Origin of the sequence: Brevibacillus sp. 1238 (assembly GCF_029892995.1) — a bacterium.
In the GTDB taxonomy this organism is placed as follows: Bacteria; Bacillota; Bacilli; order Brevibacillales; family Brevibacillaceae; genus Brevibacillus; species Brevibacillus parabrevis.
The window spans coordinates 21,264-45,005 of sequence record NZ_JARXWC010000009.1; the positions used below are offsets into that span (position 1 = coordinate 21,264).

Consider the following 23,742-nt stretch of genomic DNA (forward strand, 5'->3'; position numbering starts at 1 on the left):
CGTCGGAATAGTAGTCGTTTCGTTACACCACCAAAACACCGCTCTAAACTTACAGCGTCAAGGATTTCAGCAGTTTGTGGGCTGGCAATATTCTTAATTCTTATATCTATCGCCACGAAGGAGAGAAAAAGGCTTGGATCTACGAAAAATCCCTGTTTCAAAGATCAACCCAGCTCCGTATAACCCGCGTGTCGACTTGCAGCCTGGTGACCCGGAATATGAAAAGCTGAAACGATCGATGCAAGAATTTGGCTACGTCGAGCCGCTCGTCTGGAATGAACGAACTGGTAACCTCGTCGGAGGACATCAACGCTTCAAAATCCTTGTAGAGCAAGGAGAAACGGAAATAGTCGTTTCGGCCGTCACCTTGGATGAAATCCAAGAAAAGGCTTTGAATATCGCGTTGAACAAGATCAGCGGGCATTGGGACGACGAAAAGCTCGCGCAGGTGCTTGCCGATCTTCGAGAAAGCGAATTGGATATCACCCTTTCTGGCTTCGACGAAGAGGAAGTCATAGCACTGCTCAGTGAATATGGAGACATCGAGGTTCAAGCTCCGATTGTCGAGGATGATTTCGATATCCAGAAGGCGCTAAATGAGGGCAAGGAGCCCGAAACGAAGCAAGGAGATATTTGGCAGCTGGGGCGGCATCTTCTCATGTGTGGAGATTCTACAAGCCTGGATGATGTGCAGACACTCATGGCTGGTACAAAGGCTGATTTGGTGGTAACAGACCCTCCGTATAACGTCGCTTTTCAGAGTGAGTCAGCCGAGTTGTCTGCAGATGGGCGGGAAAGCATCATGAACGACGATATGCCCATGGAGCAATTTGAGGAATTTTTGCGGAAGGTGTTCAGTAGTTATACGGCCATAATGGACTCAAAAGCGGCGATCTACGTATTCCACCCGTCACGGTATCAACGAGAATTTGAAAACGCAATGAATCAAGTTGGCATGCTTGTTAGGACTCAGTGCATCTGGGTGAAGAATGCAGCCAGCTTCGGCTTTTCGCAGTACAAATTCAAGCATGAGCCAGTGTTCTATGCTCATCTGAAAGGGAAGGCCCCGGCTTGGTATGGAGATCGGAAGCAGACAACTGTTTGGCGTGCGGGTCTTGCAGAGGAGCAACCTGTTCCCGAAACAATATGGGAGGTTTCCCGGGGGGATGTGAGCAAATATGTTCATCCGACACAGAAACCACTCGAACTCCTGGCGATTCCGATCGGGAACAGCAGCAAGAAAGATGATGTTGTGGTGGATCTCTTCGGTGGCAGCGGATCAACACTAATGACATGCGAACAGATGGGACGTACCTGCAGAACTATGGAGCTAGACCTAAAGTTTTGCGATGTCATCAAACGCAGATTTTTCGAGGCAACTGGCATAGAGCCAATGCTAATTCGTAGGTTGCAGGAAGCTGCTTAAAATAGCAAAAGGGAGACGCGCGAACGTCCCCCTCTGCACCCGGGTCACCCCGGCTGAGATAGTGGAAACCCGTGGCCACGGAACCTCATAGCCACTATCTCGTTTTCCATTTTACCGGAAAGCCGAGGGCGTCTCAATGAGAACAACAATAGAACAGTCCTCCGTTGACTCTCTTGATCTTCTCTTGCAGCATGAAGTCAAAGTGATGGAAGGCATCTTGGAGTCGAAGGAGCAATACAGAAAAGTCGTAAAGGCTGCCATTGCAAAATGGGTCAAGGACTTTCAGTCGGGTCACATCGAGATCAAGTCGGTTGATGACCTGAAAAAGCTAATAGAGCTGGACATTGAGCTGCAAAAGGTAGAAATCTAACGTCCTTTCAGCCACGTGTAAATAATTGCGGCCATTGCAAGAACTGTTTCTACTGGATGCGTCTCGATGTAGTGCAAGAGCAAAGCGATCGCAATGAGATTTACGATTATTCGTACCAAGTGAATCACCCCCTCATAAAAGGGTGACATCGGTAGAAACTTTTGCTGGTTTTGAAAACAACCCCATGAATGAGGTGGTGGATATGTAGATGGCGAGAAACCCGGACAAGCAGCGATGCAAAGCGCGGAGCAAGCAGCGCGGCGAACAATGCAAAAACTGGGCGAAGCCTGGTTATGAGGTGTGTCGGTTTCACGGAGCTGGGGGCGGCGCACCAAAGCGGAATACAAACGCAGTCAAAACGGGCGAGCATCAATCGATCTGGATGGATGCCCTGACCCCAGAGCAAGCCGAGGTGCTTGACAGGATCAATCTCGATCCAGTGCAGCAGGCGGACGAAGAAATCCGTTTGTTTACTTGGCGCGAGCGGGAAATGATGATCCGCATACGCGACTTGAAAAAAGGTTTGACCGAGAAGCAGCGGCGCATCCTGCAGGAGCGAGTCACCATAAAAGAGCCTGTCCAGGTTCATGACGACAAGTCCGGTCACTCGAAAACAGTGGTTCTTTCACGGAATGAACTGGTCACAACAGAGATCGAAGAGACCGAGTACCGAGCGATCGAGGACATACTGGCTCTGGAAGAAGCACTGACCAGAGTCCAAGACAAAAAGTTGAAGGCGATACAGCTCAAAGCGCAACTGCTGAGCAACGGTGGCGGTCCGGAGAAGCAAATCACCGTTCGGAGGTGGTCACGTGAGCCTGGTGCTTGATCTTGACCTTGATCCATTCGAGGGCTGGACCCCTCATCCGAAGCAAGTAGAAGTGATGGAGTCCGACGCTCGAAATGTCGTCATGAACTGTGGGCGTCGAGGCGGGAAGACGAATGTGGGCGCACGAAAATTCTTCGATAACATCTTGGCAGACATCGAGGCGGACAAGGGGCTGCCATACAAGCCCCCACGCAACTTGAAGGTAATGAAAAAGCCAAAGCCGCGGTTGGAATACTGGTGTGTGTCACCGACCTATTCCATGTCAGAGATTCAGCAGGAGGAACTGGCTGCCGTCATTCCAGAGGAAATGATCGAGAACTGGGACTTATCCAAAAATCGAGTGTGGCTGAAAGGGTACATTCTCATTCAGTTCAAGTCCGCCGACAGACCGAAAACACTTGTTGGTAAAGGTTTGAGTGGGGTGTGGCTGGATGAGGCGTCGAAAATGAAGGCAGATACATGGAGTGGGTATCTCTCCTATGCTCTCGCTGATAAAGGCGGCTGGAGCGTTTGGACGACCACGCCTGAGGGAATGAACTGGTTCTATCATGAAATCGTCTTGAACGGTCAACACACGTTAGCTGGAGGGCATTTGGAAGAGTACCGAAACGATCCAGAATGGCGAAACTTCTACTGGACCAGCAAGGACAATCCACTGCCTGAGCTGCAGCGGAATATACAGCGCATGATTGAGACCATGCCGAAGCGATATGTTGACCGGGAGATATTTGCCCGGTTCGATGTGTTTTTTGGGCAGGTGTATGAAGAGTTTGACCGCTCTATTCACGTTGTTCCGCAATCACTGTGTCGGCAGAAGTTTGAAAACGGCGATTTTGTTTTGGTCGAGGCCGGTAAGGACTGGGGCTTCACAAATCCCGGCGTCACATTGGTTGGTGCCATGACAGCCAACGGTGAACTGTGGATCGTCGATGCCATTTACAAACGCCAGATGGAAATCCTCATCCCGGGTGATCCGAATTGCTGGGTGGCACAGGATAAAGAACTGATGAAAAAGTGGAAGATCAGGTTGTTTTGGTGTGACGAGGAGGACCCGAGCAACATCAAGACCTATCAGACGAATGGCCTGCCGGCAAAAGCGGCCAAGAAGCATCTGAAGCCTGGTATCCGTGCCGTTGCATCTTTGTTTACGGTGAAAACGGACAACGGGCGGCCAAATATCTTTATCAGCGATCACCTAAAAGATGTGATTCAGGAGCTGACAAACTACAGGTATCCAGAAGGAGCTTCAGGTGAAAAAGCGGAGATTCCGCTAAAGGAAAACGATCACTCAATGGACGCGCTGCGGTACCTTGTATGGAACAGCAAGACATTCCATCAGTTACTGATAGCCCGGTTCAAAGTGATTCCGTGGAAGGTTGCCGACGATGCGGCGTAAAGGGGGTGAATAAGCGTGCAAATAACGCTGCTTGAGCAGTTTTATGAGGAAAACAAAGCCAACAATACTTGGCGCTGGGTATCTGATCTGATTTCCAAACACAAGCAAAAGGACTACTCCCTGATGCGGAGGTACGTCGATGGTGACCACGACATTCTGAAGCTGCCGGAGGAAAAGGGCAAGCCAAATAACCGAATTGTGGTAAACTTCGCCCGGAAGATCGTCGACTTTGGGACGGCCTACATAGCCAGCAACCCTATCCGTTATACGGCCAACGTTGAAAAAGATGGCATGGATGAGTTTACGAAAAAGCTGCAGGCGGTTCTAGTAGACAACGATGAAGAGAGTTTGTCCTATGAACTGATAGAGGACGGCTCTATCGATGGGGAGGTTTTTGAATACTATTATTTTGATGAAGACGGCCAGATTTGCATGACCGAATTCAAAACGGATGAGTGCATTGCTGTTTATGATACGACCGTGAAGGCAAAGCTGATCGCGGTCATCCGCTATTACTCTCTGACCGACATGCAGCGAAACGAAAAATCGCTAATAGTCGAGGTGTACGACGAAAACGAGATTACCTATCTTCGACAGGAGGGCGCCGCGCTCGTTTTGGATACGAGTAGAGAAGTCAATCCGGTCGCCCATCAGGTAACTGTATTGGCAAAGGATCAAGACGGGAAGCTCCAGCAGAAACCAGTCGTACCATGGACGCACTACGTGAATCGGCGGCGTAAACACCAGCAATACCGTGACAATGGATTGATTGAAGGCATGGGCGATCTTGCTGATCTGAAGAACCTAATGGATGCGATAAACAAAGCGGTAACCGGGAAGGTGAATGTCCAGGAATACTTCAAAAATCCGAAGGTGCTGTTTGAAGACCTCGATTTGGACGAGCTGCTGCTTTATGACGAAGAGGGAAATCTGATCACCGACGCGGAGAGGAAAAAGCAGTATCTTGCGAAAATGTGGGCAACCTCTCAAATCCTCATCGGAGGTAAGGCTGTGCCCATTACGTGGGACCTTCAAGATACTCATGAGGAAAACACCATAAACCGACTGGTTGAATCAATTCTCGATCAATCGGGAACGCCACATCTGCGACCTGATCAAGTAGGCTCCGCACCTTCTGGCATTGCCTTGAAGATAATCTTCTACCATGCGGACATCAAAGCTGGTCTGAAAATGCGCCAGTACGGAAAAGGGTTTAGAAACCGTATCCGTATCCTGACGGGCATGCTGAATGCCAAATACAAAAAGCAATGGGACTATCAAGACATCGATATCCGGTTCAGCAAAAACATGCCTGTCAACCTGGTAGAGATGGTAGATGTCGTGACCAAGCTTGTCGGCCAGGTATCGCATGAAGAGCGGTTGACGCTCCTGCCGTTCATTGATGATCCGAAAGCTTCCCGCGACAAGGTTCTGGCAGAACAGGAAGACGAGTCCAAGCGCCGTATGGCGTTGCTTGACCCTATGGCTGTAGATGAAGGCGATGATCCTGAAGGCGACAGCCCCGAAAATGATAATGGTGGGAATGACCCGCAAGGTGATGCTGCATGAGCAGAGAGGAGCGTTACCAAGAGGAACTGGAAGCAAGAATCGACAAGCATGGGGGCAAACTGAAAAAGCTATTTTCCAAAGCTAATAAAAGCATTGTGCAAGAAATTACTGATCTTTACGCTCGATTTGCTGAAAGTGGCGAAGGCTTAGTTTCCCTAATCTATAATGCTGCACGTCTGGATCAGGTGATGGCAAGCATTAAATCAATCCTGTACACACTCCGCCTAGAAGAAGAGCAGCAATTACGAATTACTTGGGAAGCAGAGTACAAGCGCAGCCTGTTCCATCACCTCTATTTTCTTGAACAGGATGCGCAAGTAGAAGTGCGACTCCCGCTGATTAATACGGGGATGGTGCTTGCTGCATTGGAACGACCATGGCAGGGCAGGCATTTTTCCAAGCGGATTCGGATGCGTACTGATCTGTTGGCAGCATCTATGGAGGATGTAATCACACAAGGTGCTGCTCAGGGGTGGGGTGTAACACGAACAGCGAAGGAAATTACCAAAAGGACATCAGAGAGTTGGTCAAGCGCTCAGCGTCTTGCTCGTACAGAACTAAACCGGGCTGCCGCCAAAGGGCAAACGATGGCCTACCAAGCCAATTCAGACATCGTGAGCGAAAAAGAGTTTTGTGCGACCTTGGATAAGCGGACGTCTTCCCAGTGTCGCAAGCTTGATGGCAAGAGGTTTCCCTTGGATTACGACACTGAGGAGAATCCAGGGCGAGAAGGTGAACGGATTCCAAATCATCCAAATTGCCGATCCTACTGGCGACCAGTCATGAAATCGAAGGTCTTGGAGAAGTTGGAACGAGAGCGGTCTTACCGAATTGATCAGGAAAGAGGATACACTTCTGCACGCACCTATAAAGAATGGGCAAAAGAAAAGGGATTGCCTGAGTAGCATCACGGAATCGTGGTGTTTTTTTATGGCCTGAAAGGGGGCGAGATCGATGTGATCAAGATCAAAGCGTACCTGAATAATGGCGAAATGAAGATTCATGCCGCAGGACACGCGGGTTATGCGGAGCACGGTAAAGACATTGTCTGTGCTGCAATCTCTACCATCATGCAGACAGCATTGTTAGGTATCCAAGCGGTTGCACAGCAATACCCTGAATACATTTCTTTGGAAATTCAATCTGAGGAAGGAGAAAGTGAACATGAAAAAGAGACAATGGAGCTTTAAAATTCAACGATTCAGCGAAGCAGGTGGTGCTGCTAGTGGCGGTGACGGCGGGAATGGAGGTGGTCAAGGTGGACAGGCCGGGCACAATGGTGGTGGTACCAGAGCAGTTGTTGGTTCCGATGGAGGAGGCGGTCAAGCTGCTGCAGGAGGCGATAAGGGAGGGGACAGCGGCAGTAAACCTGCGGTAGCCTTTACCTCAAAAGAGGAATACGATTCCGCGTTGCAAGGAGCAGTCAGCGACTTCCTCAAGGGCTTGGGCATTGAGAAAGCTGCTGATCTGAAGGGTATTGTCGATGCCCATAAACAACAGCTGGAAGCACAAAAAACGGCCGAGCAAAAGCTGGCAGAGCGGGAAACCGACCTGAAGACTGCCAATGGGACCATTCAATCCATGCGCATTGAAAATGCCTTTATCGTGGAAGCCATTAAACAAGGCGTTGATCCCGACAAACTGGCTGATGCGATCCGGTTGGCTGAGCTGACCAAAATCGAAGTCACCGACAGCGGAAAGATCAAGAACATCGACAAGCATGTGTCCGAGTTGATCACGTCGAAACCGTGGCTCAAATCAGACGGCACGCCACGAGGTACCACTCCACAGGCCAAGACGTCCACGCAACAAAAAACATCGATGCCAAACATTACTGACCTGCGAAAAATGCAGCGTATCTAAGGAGGAACTTATCCATGATGAAAAAACAAATGAGCGTAATGCCGGTAATGGCTATGGCCGCAGCCTTTTCGTTTGACATTCAAAAATTTGCCGAAGGAGCTACTCTCAGCACGGAGCTGACTGGTTTGATTCCTGATGAAACAGCTACGGACATCATCAAGGACGTTGTTCGCGGTTCCGCGATCATGAAACTGGCCGATTTGGAGCCAATGGCGTCGGCCACAAAGAAGATTCCAGTCTTGCTCGATGGCCCAGGTGCCTACTGGGTAGGTGAGGGAGAGCGAATCAAAACATCAAAGGCCACTTGGGCCCAGGTGACGTTGCAGGCGAAAAAATTGGGTGTAATCATTCCGATGTCGAAGGAAGCACTCAACCGCCCACGTGTTGACGTATTCGAAGAACTTAAGCCGTATATCGCCGAAGCGTTCTACAGCAAGTTGGATGCAGCGGCCTTCATCGGTACGGAGTCGCCGTTTGCAACCAACATCCTCACGGCTGCTGTCAACTCCGGTAATACCTTTACCCGCGGATCGGTAGCAGGGCAAAACCTCGCGGATGACGTAAACAGTGTTATGGCCTTGATCGAAGCAGATGATCAAGAGCCGCGCGCGTTCGCTGCCCACTTTGGCCTGAAATCTTCTCTGCGTGGTCTGAAAAACAGCCAAGGCGATCCGCTCTATCTGACCTCCGTCCGCGAGGGGGTTGCCGAAGATTCCCTTTACGCTCTTCCGATCGAATACTGCCGCAATGGAGCATGGGATAAAACGAAAGCGGATCTCATTGCAGGCGACTACAAAAAGTCCAAGGTCGGTATTTTGCAACAAATCGAATACGAAATCTTGAAGGAGGCTACTTTGCAAAGCGTCAATGCGGCAGATGGTAAGCCTCTTTCTCTTGCTGAGCAGGACATGGTTGCGCTGAAAGCTACTTTCCAAGTGGCATTCCTGGTAGTCAAGGAAGCTGCATTTGGCGTGCTGCGTCCTGTCGGCTTCGTAGGTTAATCAATTCAGTGAGAAAGGAGTTGCCCCACAATGAAAAAGCCAAATGACATCCTTTTGATCAGTAAGGGTAAAGAAAAACTGAAAGTCAGTCGCAAGGCATATGAAGTCGTCTACTCCCAGCATGAATACAAGATTGCGGATGACCCATCCGGGGATGACGAAGGCGGCAGTCAGGCTGTGACGACCGATGACAATCCTCAGTAACGAGCAGCTGCTGGCTCATTTTCCTGAACTGGCTTCTTTGTCGCCTGACAAGTTGAGCTCCGTCGTTCTGAATGCAAACATCTATGTGCTGGGTCAGGTGAATCTTCCTGACCCGGTGCCTGAAGAATTGCGATTGGCTACGGCCATGGTTGCGAAGGATATGGGGCAGGAAAAGCGTGTAACCAGCGTGAAGCAAGGGGACTATCAGGAGTCAATATCCTACTCGTCAAACGATCCGAAGGTGCAGGATATTATTTTGAAATACAGTAAGAAACGGGGGCAGAAGCTGTGGATGATTTGAGCGAATACAAACGGCTTCTGTGCTACTCATTTACCCTTCTGGATGTCGGGGGGGAGACTGACACCTTCACCGGAGGAAAAGACCGCTCAGAATGGCGCACAGTAGCCCAGAACGTGCCTTGCAGGATATCTGGTTCCCCTGGTCGCATTCAGCAGCTTATAGGGCGGCAGGCAACGTCACAAGACTTCTTGATGCACACTCTATACGAGGGGTTGAAACCGGGCATGCGTCTACAGATCGAACAGTCGGAGTATGCTGGCAAGATGTTCGAAGTCAGTCTACCCTATCCTGTATATGGGGCAGAGAGCTTGCATCACTTTGAAGTGGTCATTTCCCAGGTCGATCCTATTACAGGTAAGGAGCCAGAAATCTGATGGCGAAGGTGAATAAGAAGGAGCTGGAGCGGCTATATAAACGAGTGAAAAAGCGATCACAACGTGAGGCCCAGTTTTCTATGGATCGGGTCGCTCGTGCATCTGCTTTACAAGTTTTAAGAGGAGCACAAGATAGAGTTCCCGTGCGCGATGGTATTCTACGGGCCTCCCTCACGATTGGTCATGCCTCCAACGTTTTTGATCTGGTGTTGAGCGGATTACGAGCTGAAGTAACGATCGGCACTAATCTGTCATATGCACGTTACGTAGAAGAGGGGTTTACACAACGGAAGGGGCAATTCGTGCCGGGTTATTGGGACAGAGAAAAGTTTATCTATGTTCCTGATCATCCTGGGGGAATGGTCCTCAAAGGTAAACGAATCCCTGGGGTTCACTTTCTTGCCCGATCAGAGGCAGAAGTGGAATCAATCATGGACGAGTTGGTAAAAGAAGAGCTCGACGATTTGGCAAGGAGGTTGTTCCCCGATGGGTGATGATGTTCTCTCCGTTCGCCACTGGCTGTACTCGCTAACAGAAATACAAACGGAGGACCTTTTGATTCCAAAGGACTTCAAGAGGCCAACATGGTTTGTAGAGGTGCCCTTCCGTATCCCGGAACCTCGAAGGGCGGATGCCTATCGGGAAAAATGCACGATGAACTTTGCCCTGCTGGCTAAGGACAAGGCGCAACTCGCGCGCGTGGTATCACAAGTAAGGCAAGACTTGGCTGATAAGAGGTGGGCCTTGCCATTGTTCAACGAGGAAAGGGTACAGGTGGGCTACCTGCGGGAATGCCGCTTGACTATGAGCAAGCCGGACGGGCTGGACCTTCCAATGGAGTTGAAGTACACCGTTTATATCCCATACACTCCGGTAGTTTACGACCAGTTGGAAGCAATCCATAGACGTTATGATGAAACGCTGAGGAAAGGAGACAAGCGTTATGGTTCGCAAATCGGATCAGGACAATAGCCAGCCAAAAGCGGCGGCTTACAAAAAAGAACAAATCTTGCAGGTAGCGGAGCAAAGGTTCGGTGTAAACCGAGTCGAAGCAACCGCTGCCTTTTTTGATGCGCCAGACGAGATGACTGTTGAGCAGGCAGAGCAGCTTGTGAAGAAATTCAAAGAAAGGACGGTGAAGTAAATGGCAGGACAATTTCAGCCCGGTGAAGATAAGGTTTTATCTGGTGTCTATTCGTTTTTAAAATCATTCATCAAGGAGCAAACGACAATCGGTAATCGGGGAAAGCTTGCATTACCGATTGTCGCAGATTGGGGACCAATCGGGGAGTTTGTAACAGTCCGGTCCAAGATTTCCGCTGAGAAAATCTTCGGAATCACAGAAGCATTTAATTTGATTTGGGCAGCAGATCCATTCCCAACAGAGGTATTGCTGTACCGCGTGGCAGGGGATAGTGCAGCTACTGCAAGCGTAGTTTTGAAGAATGGAGAAACAGATGTGCTTCGAGTTGAAGCCAAATACAAAGGCGAGGCAGGCAACAAATTGAAAGTCGTCGTACAACCAAGTTTATTGGATGCTAATCAGACGGAACTGCTCGTTTATCGGGGATTTGAGTTGGTAGATAGCCGAACTGGAAAGACGGTTGATGAGCTGGTAGCTGCTTTTGCAGATAGCGAATTTGTTGTCCTGAAAAAACTGACTGACACGCTGCCTGCTTCAACTGCAGGGGTAAGTTTGAGCGGTGGTAACAGCGGAACCAGTGTGGAGGCCACAAAATATACCACCTATCAAAGCGCGCTGGCAACTCAAAAAGGTAAGTATGGTGTGTTTACTCTTGGGATTGCTGATCCTGCATTAAATGCAGCAGCGGAAGACTGGACAAAGCAGCAAAACGTACTGGGGAACTACATCAAGTTTGTATTCGGTGGCGATGAGGCGAGAGATAAAAGTAAACAAGCAACCACGAAAGCATCTACCGATGTTAATCACATGGCTGTCGTCAACGTAGGTAGCGGAGCGCGGTGGAAAGGCAAAACCTATCCGAGTTCAAAAGTGGCTATCTATGTAGCAGCGATTATGGCATCGTTACCACTCAACTACACCATGGCTTTGTATATTACACCATTTGAGTCGCTTACAGTGGAGTGGGACCCGGATACGGATTTGACCGATATGGTTCAGGCTGGCGTGCTGATGCTCAATATGGACAATGACAAGGTCATCATTCAGGAGCCTGTAAACACCTTGACAATTCCCGGCCCCGATCAGTCAAGAGAGTTTGGCAAAATCCGCGTGGCTGATACCTTCCATACAATCCTCCATGCCGAAGAAAAGGCAGGAAAGGACTGGATTCGTCAGCAGCCCAACAGCAACAGCCCTGCCCGCCGTGCAGCCTTTTGCCAGATGATGAAGCAGGAAGTATTCCGACCGCTGGCTGCGCTGGAGGTTATCGCTGCTGACTATGAGTACATCGAAGACCCGGATTATCACGGTGATAACGCGATTTACACACCTGCGCGCAATGCGGGCCACTTTATTGCGGGCTTCCGGCACCAGGATGCCCTCGAAAAAATCTACATCTACAACCAAGCAAAGTGAGGTGAAGCAGCATGGCAGAAACTTTTTCTGGCACCCATGGGCATTTTTACGATAAAAACGGGAAAGAACTTCCTGAATGCATTGGTTTTGAGCTTACCGAAGACTTTGAGAAGGGAGAAAGTAAAAGAGCTGGTAGACTACGCAAAAGCCATCGTGTACTGGCCTCTACTGTTAACATGACTGCAACGTTTGAACGTACAGCAGATATTCAGGAACTCATCGTGGCAATCGCCGCAAATCCTGAGAAAAAAGTGAACTTCATTGGTGAACTGGATGATCCCGTTGCGGGCAAGTACAGGGTTGCGGTAACTGGTTTTTCTCCAGACTCACTGGCATTGTTGAAATGGAGTCATGGTGAACTGGACGAAGACACCAGCTTAGAAGGCACAGTCGACGACTACGAATTTATCTAAATAGAGGTGGGGGAACCCCAGAAGGAGGCAGCATAATATGAGTGAATTTTTGACCATGGAAGAGTTTTTGGGGATGAACACACAGGCCGCAGAAAAAGGGGAATGGGAGTGGAAACGCAAGAAAGTGAAGCTTCCTGTTCGCACTGTATCCGGCGACGTGTACTATAAAGCTCGCAAGAGTGCCATCAAAGTATCCGTTACTGGTAAAAAGAGCAAAGCAGAACGGAAAGTTGATTTTGATGATTTGCGCTATAAGGCCGAAATCATTATTGCCGGAATTGATACGGATCGAACCGATTTCCGTATTGATTCCCAACAGGTGCTCGCGAAATATGGAAAAGTAGCTGCTGTTGATGCAGTTCCTTGCATTTTCCGTCCAAATGAAATTGACTCGTTGTATGAGGCCATCGCTCAAATCAGCGACTTCGCTGAAGATGAGGAGGCGGAGGAAGAAGTAAAAAACTCATAAAAGAGAGCCCTGATCTGGCTCTCTATTCTTATATTTGGCAGGAAAAAGGCATGGTACCATCTGCAATCCTAAATTTGCCGGAACGAGAGAAACAATTTGTCCTTGTTTCAACAGCTTTGGAGATGGAAAAAAAGGCAGAACAAGCGAAAAAAATAGAGCAAGCAAAACGGCGTAGCAAGGGAAGGAACAGATAGCGGATGGCTGTGACGACCACGTTAGAATTTCAAGATAAAATGACTCGACAGCTAACTAATATCCTCCGAAGTATCCGAGCACTTCTGAATGGTTTAGATGATATTGAAGACGCCGCCAACGACGTAGAAGATGTCTTGGATGATTTGCTTGACGATTTTGACCTTGGACCAATCGAAGATTTGGACGATGCGCTCAGTGAGGCTGAGCGTGAGGCTGAACGACTCAGGCAAGAGTTGGAGCGTATGGAACGTGCCGAAGAGGATATCGACACTCAGGAGATTTCGCGATTAGAGCGCGCCTTACGTGACGCCGCAAGAGCTGGAGACGAGGCATCTGAGGCTTTAGATCACGTCGATGCTGTAGCAGGCCATTTAGAAGTAATTGGAGGGCTGGCAACTGCTGGTGGTGCGGCCATTACTGCTGGATTATCAGTAGCTGCCGTCGCAGCCAACTCTATGGATCAAGCGCTCAGGATGTTACAGGCAAATGTCGGGGCAACTGATGAGCGGATGGTGAGCATGTCGGAGACAGTAAAGGAACTCTACGCCACAGGTCTTGTTGAGGCGCCTTTAGAAGCTGCTGAATCATACGGAAAGCTGAGGCAGTTACTTGAAGGTACAGATGAGCAAATAGGAGCGATTGCTGAAGGGGTTCTATCGCTAGAAAAGGCTTCGTTCGGGAAACTTGATCAAGATGGTATTGCTAGAGCTCTCGACATGATGCAGGGCCAGTGGGCTACAGATCCAATAAAAGGATTGGATATGATTACAGTAGCTTATCAGAGAGTGGGAGACAAAGCAGAGGACTTGCTCGACACAATCTGGGAGTATTCGCCACAGTTTAAAGAGGCGGGGATCAGCGCCGAGCGGATGATGGGTATGTTTGTGGCCGGAGCAGACAAGGCGTTCAATTTCGATAAACTGGGCGATGCGTTCAAAGAAGGCTTCGGTATCCGGTTGAATAAGGCGCTTGACGAGAATGCTTTGGGGGCGCTAGAAGAAATCTTCGGAGAAAAGAAATTATTCGAGATGCTTGATAAAATCAAAGCGGGTGGGAAAGAAGCAGAAAATGCTATTCTAGCCATAACTGCTGGTATCGCATCCATCAAGGATCAAAAGCTACAAGATAATGTTCTAGGAAACGTCTTCGGGACTCAATATGAAGATATGGGTCGCGAGACTTTAATGTCTATGCTTAATGCTGGACCACTTGAAGACTTTGCGGGCACGACAAGCGAAATAGTAGGTCAGGTAACAAATGAGTGGCAGGCTATGGCTAACGAAATGCAGCTCGCCATCGAACCAGTAGGTGAATCGGTACTGGATGTAGTAAAGCCGATTGTAAGCTCCCTTGCTTGGATCGCTAAAGGGATTGGTAATTTTACAAAAGAACATCCATTTATCACAAAGGTAGCTGTTTCGTTTCTGATGATAGTTGCTGTGTTGGCTTTACTGGTAGGTCCTTTGCTATTTCTAGCTGGTATCTGGATGCCTGTATCAGCTGGCTTTGCAACAATGACTGCAGCAATGACAGGATTTGGAATAGCATCAATTAGTGCTTTGTGGCCGATTCTTCTTGTAATAGCAGCAGTAATAGCATTAATCGCTGTTGGCTGGTGGCTATATGAAAACTGGGACATGGTGAGCGCCTATCTGGTTGCCGGATGGGAATGGGTAAAGAACGCCGGAATCGCGGTGTGGGAAGGTATCTCAGCATATTTGAATGCAACGATCGCTTTCTGGAAAGGGATATTCACAGCGTTTCTTCAGTTCATCACTGGCGATTGGTCGGGAGCTTGGGATACGGTCCAGCAAACATTCTTCAATGCTTTTACCACGATAGATGGATGGTTTGATGGCTGGATCAGTGGGTTATTCAGCAGTGGTCAAAAAATCATTACCACTATCGTTGACGGAATTTTATCCGTGAAGGATGAAGTAGCAAATGCAATTGCAAGTGCATTTGAATGGGCGGATCAATTCTTGCCCCACTCGGACGCAGATTTGGGGCCGTTCTCCCGACTCACAGACAGCGGGATGGCTATCCCAGAGACGATGGCGATCGGCGTTGAGGCTTCTGGTGATTCACTTGCTTCAGCAATAGAAAATTCATTCAGCAAGGTGCCAAGCTATACACCATCTCTCGCCAATACAGGGGTTGCTCAAACAGCAGTTGGAGGACAAAACTCAGGTTCTACGTATGTTGATTTCCGACCAACTATCCAAATGACACTTCAAAGCAGTAGCGTAAACAGTAAAGAAGACCTAGACAGTCTATCTGATAAGATTGCGGATACCCTTGCTGACAAGTTACAACATGTTTTAGCAGGAACTGGTTATTTTGTTCTTGAGTAAAGAGGTATTTCATTCCATAACGGAGAATACCTCTTTATCTTTTTTAAGGAGGCTTTACAAGAATGTGGGTGGTAGTCGGAGTCGTAGGCTTCTTGGGATTCTTAATTTTTCTAGGGATCGCGTTTTATTCGCTAATTAGAAAGAATGGTAAGGCAAAAAGAAACTTCATGCTTTCTGGCGCTGGATTGATTATCTTTTTGATAGGTGCTGTTGGAAATGTAGAGCCAAATAAGGAAATCACCTCGACAACCGTAGCTAAGAAGTTGGAAGCATCTGAGATAGAGCGGTTAAAAACATATGCGACCAAAATTAGAGGTGGGACCTTTTTGAAACAAGTCGATGTATCGGATAATAGTGCAATAATCACACTTATGGGTGATTATCAAGACTTTAAGAGCTTAAATTCTAATAGCACTATTTCCGAAAAAGACTTTAACGATTATTGGAGCACAGGTGATGCCATAAACAAAACACTAATGGAGGAACCCGTACGCATTTTAAGAGAATTCCCTAGCTTAAACAAAGTAGAACTTATTATACCGATAAATGGAAAAGTGTATAGTTGTGAAATGGACCGGAAAATGGCCGAAAGTTATTTCAAAATTAACCTTGACGATTTGAATAAGGATACAAGTCTTGATTTGTGGCGAGAAAAAATCGTTAATCCTTACTTCAATAAAACTGAGAGGGAAAAATACGTAAGTGAATTTGTGAAAGTAAAATAAACGTTTTAGACGCCACTCAATATGAGTCGCGTCTTTTTTATTGGAGGTAGGGGAGATGAAATTCAAGCATCTGGAGTTCTGGTTAACCTGGAACAATAACGTTGAAAAGCTTCGTCTACCTGTCATCCCGCCGAAAATAGCAGTAAAGATCGGGCATAGCTACATCGATATTGATCTTGTCGCCATTGGCGAGGCAACTATCATCGGAGAATCAACATTGGAAGAGTATTCTTTTTCAACCAGATGGCCAGAGTCATATGATCCGGGGGATTGTGACTATGATGGGTTTCCTTCTCCTGAAGAATTTAAGAATACTCTTATACGTTGGAAAAACTCAGGCTACCCCATTCGATTCACGGTAACAGGAAGTGAAATCAATGTTCCAGTGACAATACGAGATTTCAGCTACGATTGGGACGGGTTTGATCTGGAGTTCACTTTAGCACTGAAAGAGTATAGGTTCGTTTCGGTTGAGAGCACTGATGTAAATATTCCTTTCCAAACAACGGCGAAAGGAAAACGGCCAGATACACGAAAAGCCAAAGTGTCAGCAACAAAGAAAAAAGGCGGCGAAAAAGAGTCTTTAGTCGACAAGTACAATTCACGATGACAGGGCAGGAAGGAGGGGGCAGATGCTTCCGAAATATCATTATGAGGTTCGATTCCAAAAGCCTGGTAAAAAAGCACTTCGCCTCCCCTTTACAGAAGCGACTTGGTCTGGAAGTCGGCAGGAGGCAAAGCGGACTCTGGCCGTTAAGACAAACAATGGCCGGGACAGATTTTGGCCTGATGTGGATGTGGAAGAAGGTGACCTGATGGAGCTGATTTCGTACACGGGTGGTACGGTTAAATCACTCTTTATGGGGATTGTTGTTGATCTGGGGAAGTCGTCAAAAGGCGACATCAACCCAGTAGCATATGACTTCGGCTTTTATTTACTCAATAACGATGTAGCTGTGGTGTATCTAGGGGGACCTGCCGATCAGCTGTTAAAGCTCATTTTTGCACAGCATGGAATCCCTGTGGGTGGGATCGGAGCGATGCCCGCTGTTGAGAAACAAGTCATACGTGGTAAAAGCGTATGGGACGCAGTTGTCGATGTCCTCAATCAAATTTACCGGGCAACTGGCGTCCGTTACTGGTGCTGGATTGATCAAGGTAAGGTGTATGTCGGAACGCAGCGAGGTCAAACAAAACAATGGAAAATTCAGCAAGGTAGCAATCTATTAAATGCGGAGCGCAAGCGATCCATTGCAGATATGCGAACAGTTGTAAGGGTGATTGGGAGTGATAGTGACTATATTTCTGTCTTGCATGACGAGGTGGATGCTGACAAAGCCAAACGATACGGCCATCTTGTAAAGGTAATTGAAATTCAGGATGAAGATCGAGAAAACATAATATCGATTGCCAAGCAAGAGATGCAGAATTTGAGCAGAGTGAAGGAGCAGGCAGCAGTTACCTCATTGGGAATTGATGATGTCATTGCCGGAACGAAGATCGAGGTTTTCGAGGAAATTACGGCACTCCAAGGGACATATACAGTCTTCGGCGATAGCCATACCATTCGCCCGAGATACCATGAGATGAAGCTTGATTTACAGATGGAGGTGAGTGGAAAGTGAACGGGTTTCAAAAGCTTGCTCAAACTCTGTCGGGCATTAATCAAAATCAAAGTCAGAATGGGGCAAAGCCACCTCAGAAAGATTTTCGAATTGAGTTGGCAACTGTCATAAAGCCTTCACCGGATTTGAAAATATTGATAGATGGCATGACTGAGCCGATCGGCAAGGAGTTTCTTACTGTGGTGGAGCATTTGACGAGGCATAAACGGATTGTCTCGATTACGCACCAAGAAAAGGCTGAACGGGATCTGGGCGACATGAAGAAAGAAGACTTCTTAGACACGGATGATCTCGCAGCTCCCTTCACCTCGTACAAGCACAATTATGTGGAGCTGCAATCAGAGGATGTACTAAAGAAAGATGATAAGGTACTGGTCCTATCCGTAGAATCTGCCTACTACATCATAGATCGGGTGGTGAGGCCATGAGTATTTTCCCGCTCCTTTTGGTAGAAGAAGAGAGTTCTGAACGGGAACGGCCTCCTATCCCCAATGTGCTTCGGACATATAAATTCGACTTCGAAACTGGTCAGTTTGTCGTGCGACCTGATGGCAAGTCAGTCATGATCGACGGTGAAGAGGCTCTGCTACAGAAAGCCACAAAAGCACTACGAACGGATCGTTATACGTTCCCTATTTATTCGTCGGACTATGGGCATGAGCTGAAAGAAATCATCAGGGGTAGTGGAACGAGGGCTTGGAAACAAGCAGAGGCGACGCGCTTGGTGCGTGAAGCTTTGGAGTATCTATACGGCATCGAGCGATGTGAAAAGTTCGCGTTTGAATGGGACAGCAACAAACTGAAAATCTTCTTTTCGATCATTACAGAGGAAGGGGTGTTGGAGATGGTGATAGATGTCTGAAACGGACTTGAGCTTCATGGAAGGATCGACCTTTGAGCAGATATTATATGACATGCTCCGCACCGTACCGGAGGACTTGGACAGAAGCGAAGGCTCAATTATTTACGATGCGCTTGCTCCGATTGGAAAAGCTCTTTTTAAGCACCAGACAGAACGCGGCAAGATTATCGAACAGGCTTTTGGTGTAACCGCAACGAGGAAATACCTGGAGCTCATGGCGGTCGACTATGGTCTGGCCCTTGATAAAGACGAACCAACTGAATACTTGCGCAATCGAATTTTGCGTCATAAACGCAACCCGGAGCGCGGTGGATCGATATCGGATTATGAACGTTGGGCTTTATCTATACCAGGCGTAAATTATGCGCGAGCGCTCAACTTGATACGGGGGATCGGCACTGTTGACTTAGTTGTTGGCGGTACGATCCCTAATTTATTGGAGACGGTTCGTGAACTAATTGATCGCCGCAAGACACCTGGCCTTGATATAGTGGTTCGACTTGTAAGTAAACAAGTTGTAAACATTGAAGTTGCAGTCACTGGGTTGGACCAAGAAAAGGCACGACAAACTATATTGGATTATACGGGTTCTATTGGTGTTGGTGGGACCTTATTCCTTGCTCAGATTTTTGCAGTGTTGGTTGGTGCTGGTGCTACTGACGCTAGGATTCTTTCCCCGACGACCAGTATGACACTTCGCCCGGATGCACAAATTGACCCGGTGGTGACGGTCATATGAGCGAAGAGCAGATGAATGTGCTAATGGCTGAGCTGCCTAGCTACTATAAAAAAAGCCGACACATGCGGGCGATTATGGATGCAGTCTCAGGCTATCTACCAGCGGATAGCGACATCTGGAAAGCGTTTTTCATTCATCTTATGTATGAGCCTTCATTGGAACTTTGGAGACGCGAGCTTGATGCTGCTGACGACGAAGACTTGCTGGCGAAACTCAGAGCAACCAACGGCAGGATGACCGTTGAGTCCGTGCTCGCGCAAGGTTTTGGTTTGCAGGAGTCTTACCGTCTTATGCCGGAGGACGGTCTCGTACTTTCAGACTTCGGCGTGTTGGCCGACGGCTGGGAGTTTGCACCTTTAACCTCGGTTATTTACGCGACACCAGAAACTGTGGGAATCGCACGAGGAATCGTAAAACTGATGGGACTTGCAGGATTCCGTTACCTCTTCGGTGTCAGAGTTGCAGCATACCTCAAAACAAAGCAAGGAAAGACCACCACCAAACAGACTCGATTTTTCACGACAAGTAACTTCAAGGAAAGAGACGACGACGAAGTCAGCGGTCGGAAAATGGACTCAGGTGTTTCCAGAACGCAGTATTTTTCGTCGATTTGTGACGGACAGCGTAAGAATTTCTGGTCGCCAAATATAACGTTTCTGGATGACCTCACATTCGTGGACAAGCTAGTGGTCGTCCAGCGATCGAAAATCACGGTAATACCGTAGGAGGGCATTGAATGGGCATCAAATCATCGGATGTGGTAGGGCTGCGAACCTTTCACGCCTACAACTTTATCCACAACAAGAGTATTTTTGTTGGCGCAGGTAAGGATACCCCTTGGCCCGGCACGCCAGAAGTAGTGCCGGAGCCTACATACAACGGTACGATCGAAAACTTGGTCGCGCTAAAAAGAGCAGACCAAGTCAGGTATGCGTTGCCTGATCCTGCAGGGGACATCGAAATCACAACAGGGCAAAAGTATCGCCTTGTCAGCGAGGAAGAAGCAATCGCGAACAATTCCCGCTGGGTGTACGTGCAAGCGTGGTTCAAGTACGATCAGTTCCCGGTCACAACATACAGGCAAACGGGAGTGTTCGTTAACGTAAAGCTAAGGACAGGCGTGCCAGTGAACAAGGACGTCGCGCTGCCTGATGATGTCGAAAGTTATGGCTTTTTTGTCAATCTATCGAATCTCGATCCAGTCGTACGCGACAAACACTCACGCGAGAGCATCGAGTATATCATCGAACTGTAGGAGGATGAACCATGACCCATTACAACCGTTTTGACCCAAACAAAAAGTGGGTTTCGGTCGACATCAACGGAGGCAGGAGAATCCAAAGCGCGGAGTTGAACGAAATGCAATCCATCGCGCTGCATCGAGACAAGCAAATCGGTGACATCATCTTTGGTGCAGGACACGTCATCGAAGGCGGAGAGCTGTATATCAACAGAGACAAGACTGAGTTGCGCATAACTCCTGCTCGCGTGTACCTGGATGGTATCGTTCACGACATCCCTGACACGACTCTGCCAATAACTGGTGTCGGGGAAGCAAACGTCGGTTTGAAGGTGACTATGACCGTTGTCACCTTTGAGGATGACCCTGACCTACTTGACCCAGCAGTAGCGCACTCCAACTTCGGAATGCCGGGTGCAGATAGAACGATCACGATCCCGAACTGGTATGTCAACGATCCGGCAGCTACGACCATGTACCGCCTGATTGACGGCGAATTGGTAACAGCAAAGGTTCCGCCCGAACTAGAAGGGTTTACGCCCGTTCTGGCTCGTCGTACATACGATACAAGCGGATCTTTTCTTGTGTCTGGCATGGACGGATATATTGAGCCGAAAGACGAAAGTAGCGTGAACCTTGTTGTTGATGCCGGGAAAGCGTATGTCCTCGGCTACGAACTTTCACGGTTGGTGCCGACAAGGATCGAAGTACCGAAAGCATTGGAATACCGGACTGTCGTCAACGAAACGAAAACATACAACAGCGGGACGTCCTTTTACCCGTTGAACTCGAACCCTGTCAAACAGATCACTCAAATCACAGCAACCGTCCGACGAACCGATACAATCACGCGCGGGAACATCGGGGGAACCGCTGATGTGTTGCCGTTGACGCCAGTCGTAAACGTGGTCGAAGTGAAACAAGGCGGAACGACATACAGCAAAGGAACGGACTACCAGCAATCAGGTGATTCCATCGACTGGTCGCTGGCGGGCGCGGAGCCTGCGGGCGGCACGTCATACACGGTTACGTATGACTATACAAAGGTGATTGTACTTGGAACCGACGCCAAGCTCGAAAACGACGGGGTTCAGTGGTTGTCTGGCGACAAGCCAGTCAGCGGCACCCAGTTCCAAACGACCTATGACTTTTACCTGTCCCGAAAAGATGTGTATTACATCGACGCAAGAAATGAAATCAAAGTCATCCAAGGGCAGCCTTCCGTCACGGCTTTTGCACCAACGTCGCCGCCTGATGTTTTGGAGCTGGGCGAATTATACCTGCCACCGAACAGCGACCAAGTCGTTGTTACAAATCGCAAGCCGAAACGTCTGACCATGCTGGAACTGCGGTCGCTGCTGGAACGGCTGGAACGAGCTGAATACAACCAAGCAATCCAGAGCCTTGATACAGCAGCACAGCTTTCCGATCCATCTTTGACCAAGAAAGGGATCTTCACCGACAACTTTACGAATTTCGAGCGCACGGACATCGGTCATCCAGATTTCGACGCTATGATCAACCCAGCCGACAAGGTGTTGCAACTACCAATCGACGGGAATTTCTTTGATCTCGAAGTCGACACGGCAGGCACGACAGCAAGGGTGCATGAAAGGCTTGTCACGTCGCCATACACTGAAGAAATTTTGATCGACCAGTCCTTCACGACACAAACAATGAACCTCAACCCGTATATGGTGTTTGGGAACATTGCGACCATTCGTCTGACGCCGTCGAGCGACACTTGGATCGAACAGCAGACCATCACGAAAAATGTGTACGGATGGTGGGACGACTGGCGCAAAGTCGGGACGACCAAGACCACGACGGCAATCTTGCTGGACGAAGCGATTCCGTTCATTCGCCAGCGAGAAGTGATCGTCAACGGCGAAGCGTTCGAGCCGATGAGCAACAATATCACAGCTACTTTCGACGGTGTCACTGTACCACTGATTCCGATGGGGACAACGGTCGCAGGTTCAGCACCGGGAACGATCAAAGCAGACGGGCTGGGTAAATTCCAGTGCAAGTTTATGATTCCGCCGAACATTCGCAGCGGAACCCGCGAAGTGTATTTCTATAACGAAGTCTAGGGGGGAAAGGGACATGGCGAAGCAAAACGAAGCAAAAGCGTCCTACGTTGCTGTGGGGCGCAAACAAGTAATTGAATCAACACTTTGGGAAATCCCGTCGTGGCGGCTATACGACCCGCTAGCGCAAACCTTCCTTTTGACCGAAGAACGATATGTTACAGCGCTCGACCTTTACTTCGGCCAGAAAGACCCAAACGCAGACGTGACAGTTCAATTGCGGACGGTAGCTAATGGTTATCCGTCCATGACTATTCTGACGTCAACCGTTGTCAACGCGAAGGATGTCAAAGTTTCTGCGGACGGGTCGGTCGCTACGCGGGTGAGGTTTCCGGACCCGATCCTTCTGCGAGCGAACGTCGAATATGCGATTGTCCTACTGACTCCATCTTCGAACTACCGGGCACACGTAGCGAAGATGGGTGAAAAAGATCTTGTGTCTCAAAAAATTGTTGCAAAGCAGCCGTATGATGTTGGGTTGCTGTTCTCGTCCTCGAACGCATCTGCATGGACAGCGCACCAGGACATGGATCTAAAATTCAGGTTGATCGGCGCGAAATTCCTAACTGCGAACTACTACTTGAAATTCAAAAAGATGTCAGTTGATCGAGCTGCTCAGATGGTGCTCGCCGCGTCTCAAATCGTTCCGAGGGGCGCGGAGATTCAGTGGCAGTATTCGCCGAACAATGTAAACTGGTACGCGCTTGATGATGCTAGCGTGACGGCTTTTGGACAGACGGCAAATGAAATCTATATTCGTGCTGTTTTCAAGTCCAAAGGGTCTTCTGCCGTCGTGCAAGCTGCTGTCGGTGCGTTCCCGTTGGCATACAAGGACAGTGGCACGTATATCAGTCGCGAAATCACGTCCGCGACGAATTTCACCACGATCACAGCTTATGTGGAACTGGACACGCCATCGGGCACGAATCAAATCGTCGAGTATACATTGAACGGTACGGACTGGGTTGGCTTCGGGTCAGCTGTTTCCTCCGTGCAAATCGATCAAAACTTTGTTCAATTGAAATTTGCGGCCAACGTGCCTGCTTCCACGAAAGCACGCGTCCGAATCAGGCAGTTGTCGTCATCGCGAGTGATTACGCCCAAAGCGCGGAATCTGATGGTTCACTTGACATAAAA

Annotated in this window: 30 protein-coding genes; 29 read left to right on the top strand and 1 reads right to left on the bottom strand. The window is 48.6% G+C overall.

Annotated elements, in window-relative coordinates:
- Positions 1-133: 133 nt before the first annotated feature.
- Both M2298_RS19225 and M2298_RS19230 read left to right on the top strand, forming a co-directional pair.
- Positions 134-1,426 (top strand): site-specific DNA-methyltransferase, encoded by a 1,293-nt coding sequence (locus M2298_RS19225; protein WP_280648938.1) that lies wholly within the window; start codon positions 134-136, stop codon positions 1,424-1,426.
- A gap of 136 nt (positions 1,427-1,562) precedes the next feature.
- Positions 1,563-1,796 carry a hypothetical protein gene (locus tag M2298_RS19230; protein WP_280648939.1) on the top strand — a complete coding sequence of 78 codons (234 nt, stop codon included), beginning with the start codon at positions 1,563-1,565 and terminating at the stop codon, positions 1,794-1,796.
- On the opposite strand, the gene M2298_RS19235 is transcribed toward M2298_RS19230, so the two are convergent.
- Positions 1,793-1,915, bottom strand: coding sequence for a hypothetical protein (locus M2298_RS19235; RefSeq protein ID WP_280648940.1), 123 nt, complete (start codon positions 1,913-1,915; stop codon positions 1,793-1,795). The two genes, M2298_RS19230 and M2298_RS19235, sit on opposite strands and share 4 nt — an antisense overlap.
- A gap of 89 nt (positions 1,916-2,004) precedes the next feature.
- On the opposite strand from M2298_RS19235, the gene M2298_RS19240 reads away from it, so the two are divergent.
- From M2298_RS19240 to M2298_RS19370, 27 genes are all read left to right on the top strand, one after another.
- Complete coding sequence (locus M2298_RS19240; protein ID WP_280648941.1) at positions 2,005-2,625, top strand: hypothetical protein; 621 nt, start codon at positions 2,005-2,007, stop codon at positions 2,623-2,625.
- Positions 2,609-4,021, top strand: a complete 1,413-nt coding sequence (locus tag M2298_RS19245; protein WP_280648942.1) for a terminase large subunit domain-containing protein — start codon at positions 2,609-2,611, stop codon at positions 4,019-4,021. Before M2298_RS19240 ends, M2298_RS19245 begins: the two co-directional genes overlap by 17 nt.
- 15 nt (positions 4,022-4,036) lie before the next feature.
- Positions 4,037-5,590, top strand: coding sequence for a phage portal protein (locus M2298_RS19250; protein ID WP_280648943.1), 1,554 nt, complete (start codon positions 4,037-4,039; stop codon positions 5,588-5,590).
- Complete coding sequence (locus tag M2298_RS19255; RefSeq protein ID WP_280648944.1) at positions 5,587-6,495, top strand: minor capsid protein; 909 nt, start codon at positions 5,587-5,589, stop codon at positions 6,493-6,495. Before M2298_RS19250 ends, M2298_RS19255 begins: the two co-directional genes overlap by 4 nt.
- Positions 6,496-6,546: 51 nt before the next feature.
- The gene (locus M2298_RS19260) at positions 6,547-6,780 is read left to right on the top strand and encodes a ribosomal-processing cysteine protease Prp (protein WP_280648945.1); all 234 of its coding nucleotides are present in this window, start codon (positions 6,547-6,549) and stop codon (positions 6,778-6,780) included.
- Positions 6,755-7,453, top strand: coding sequence for a hypothetical protein (locus tag M2298_RS19265; RefSeq protein ID WP_280648946.1), 699 nt, complete (start codon positions 6,755-6,757; stop codon positions 7,451-7,453). Before M2298_RS19260 ends, M2298_RS19265 begins: the two co-directional genes overlap by 26 nt.
- A 14-nt stretch (positions 7,454-7,467) precedes the next feature.
- Positions 7,468-8,454 carry a phage major capsid protein gene (locus M2298_RS19270; protein WP_280648947.1) on the top strand — a complete coding sequence of 329 codons (987 nt, stop codon included), beginning with the start codon at positions 7,468-7,470 and terminating at the stop codon, positions 8,452-8,454.
- A gap of 30 nt (positions 8,455-8,484) precedes the next feature.
- Positions 8,485-8,658 carry a hypothetical protein gene (locus tag M2298_RS19275; RefSeq protein ID WP_280648948.1) on the top strand — a complete coding sequence of 58 codons (174 nt, stop codon included), beginning with the start codon at positions 8,485-8,487 and terminating at the stop codon, positions 8,656-8,658.
- Positions 8,642-8,959: a head-tail connector protein gene (locus M2298_RS19280; protein WP_280648949.1), complete on the top strand. Its 318-nt coding sequence runs from the start codon at positions 8,642-8,644 to the stop codon at positions 8,957-8,959. The genes M2298_RS19275 and M2298_RS19280 overlap by 17 nt, the downstream gene beginning before the upstream one ends.
- On the top strand, positions 8,947-9,333 hold the full coding sequence (locus M2298_RS19285; RefSeq protein WP_280648950.1) for a hypothetical protein: 387 nt from the start codon (positions 8,947-8,949) through the stop codon (positions 9,331-9,333). Before M2298_RS19280 ends, M2298_RS19285 begins: the two co-directional genes overlap by 13 nt.
- On the top strand, positions 9,333-9,827 hold the full coding sequence (locus tag M2298_RS19290; protein WP_280648951.1) for an HK97 gp10 family phage protein: 495 nt from the start codon (positions 9,333-9,335) through the stop codon (positions 9,825-9,827). The genes M2298_RS19285 and M2298_RS19290 overlap by 1 nt, the downstream gene beginning before the upstream one ends.
- Entirely contained in the window at positions 9,820-10,305 is a 486-nt protein-coding gene (locus M2298_RS19295; protein ID WP_280648952.1) for a hypothetical protein, read from the top strand. The genes M2298_RS19290 and M2298_RS19295 overlap by 8 nt, the downstream gene beginning before the upstream one ends.
- Entirely contained in the window at positions 10,277-10,477 is a 201-nt protein-coding gene (locus M2298_RS19300) for a YqzN/YkzM domain-containing protein (protein ID WP_280648953.1), read from the top strand. The genes M2298_RS19295 and M2298_RS19300 overlap by 29 nt, the downstream gene beginning before the upstream one ends.
- Positions 10,478-11,893 carry a phage tail sheath N-terminal beta-sandwich domain-containing protein gene (locus M2298_RS19305; RefSeq protein WP_280648954.1) on the top strand — a complete coding sequence of 472 codons (1,416 nt, stop codon included), beginning with the start codon at positions 10,478-10,480 and terminating at the stop codon, positions 11,891-11,893.
- Between the two features lie 11 nt (positions 11,894-11,904).
- Positions 11,905-12,306: a phage tail tube protein gene (locus tag M2298_RS19310; RefSeq protein WP_280648955.1), complete on the top strand. Its 402-nt coding sequence runs from the start codon at positions 11,905-11,907 to the stop codon at positions 12,304-12,306.
- A gap of 37 nt (positions 12,307-12,343) precedes the next feature.
- Positions 12,344-12,775, top strand: a complete 432-nt coding sequence (locus M2298_RS19315) for a phage tail assembly chaperone (RefSeq protein ID WP_280648956.1) — start codon at positions 12,344-12,346, stop codon at positions 12,773-12,775.
- Positions 12,776-12,972: 197 nt separating this feature from the next.
- Complete coding sequence (locus M2298_RS19320) at positions 12,973-15,324, top strand: phage tail tape measure protein (RefSeq protein WP_280648957.1); 2,352 nt, start codon at positions 12,973-12,975, stop codon at positions 15,322-15,324.
- A 62-nt stretch (positions 15,325-15,386) separates the two neighbouring features.
- Positions 15,387-16,049, top strand: coding sequence for a hypothetical protein (locus M2298_RS19325; RefSeq protein ID WP_280648958.1), 663 nt, complete (start codon positions 15,387-15,389; stop codon positions 16,047-16,049).
- Between the two features lie 55 nt (positions 16,050-16,104).
- Complete coding sequence (locus M2298_RS19330; RefSeq protein ID WP_280648959.1) at positions 16,105-16,659, top strand: hypothetical protein; 555 nt, start codon at positions 16,105-16,107, stop codon at positions 16,657-16,659.
- A 22-nt stretch (positions 16,660-16,681) separates the two neighbouring features.
- On the top strand, positions 16,682-17,674 hold the full coding sequence (locus M2298_RS19335; protein WP_280648960.1) for an XkdQ/YqbQ family protein: 993 nt from the start codon (positions 16,682-16,684) through the stop codon (positions 17,672-17,674).
- Entirely contained in the window at positions 17,671-18,102 is a 432-nt protein-coding gene (locus M2298_RS19340; protein ID WP_280648961.1) for a DUF2577 domain-containing protein, read from the top strand. Before M2298_RS19335 ends, M2298_RS19340 begins: the two co-directional genes overlap by 4 nt.
- A complete protein-coding gene (locus tag M2298_RS19345; protein WP_280648962.1) occupies positions 18,099-18,536 on the top strand; it encodes a DUF2634 domain-containing protein in 438 nt (145 codons plus the stop codon). Before M2298_RS19340 ends, M2298_RS19345 begins: the two co-directional genes overlap by 4 nt.
- Positions 18,529-19,275 carry a baseplate J/gp47 family protein gene (locus M2298_RS19350; RefSeq protein WP_280648963.1) on the top strand — a complete coding sequence of 249 codons (747 nt, stop codon included), beginning with the start codon at positions 18,529-18,531 and terminating at the stop codon, positions 19,273-19,275. The genes M2298_RS19345 and M2298_RS19350 overlap by 8 nt, the downstream gene beginning before the upstream one ends.
- Positions 19,272-20,000 carry a hypothetical protein gene (locus M2298_RS19355; protein ID WP_280648964.1) on the top strand — a complete coding sequence of 243 codons (729 nt, stop codon included), beginning with the start codon at positions 19,272-19,274 and terminating at the stop codon, positions 19,998-20,000. The genes M2298_RS19350 and M2298_RS19355 overlap by 4 nt, the downstream gene beginning before the upstream one ends.
- An 11-nt stretch (positions 20,001-20,011) precedes the next feature.
- Positions 20,012-20,530: a hypothetical protein gene (locus M2298_RS19360; protein ID WP_280648966.1), complete on the top strand. Its 519-nt coding sequence runs from the start codon at positions 20,012-20,014 to the stop codon at positions 20,528-20,530.
- Positions 20,531-20,541: 11 nt separating this feature from the next.
- Positions 20,542-22,608, top strand: a complete 2,067-nt coding sequence (locus M2298_RS19365) for a DUF4815 domain-containing protein (protein WP_280648967.1) — start codon at positions 20,542-20,544, stop codon at positions 22,606-22,608.
- Between the two features lie 13 nt (positions 22,609-22,621).
- Positions 22,622-23,740: a hypothetical protein gene (locus tag M2298_RS19370; RefSeq protein ID WP_280648968.1), complete on the top strand. Its 1,119-nt coding sequence runs from the start codon at positions 22,622-22,624 to the stop codon at positions 23,738-23,740.
- Positions 23,741-23,742: the final 2 nt, after the last annotated feature.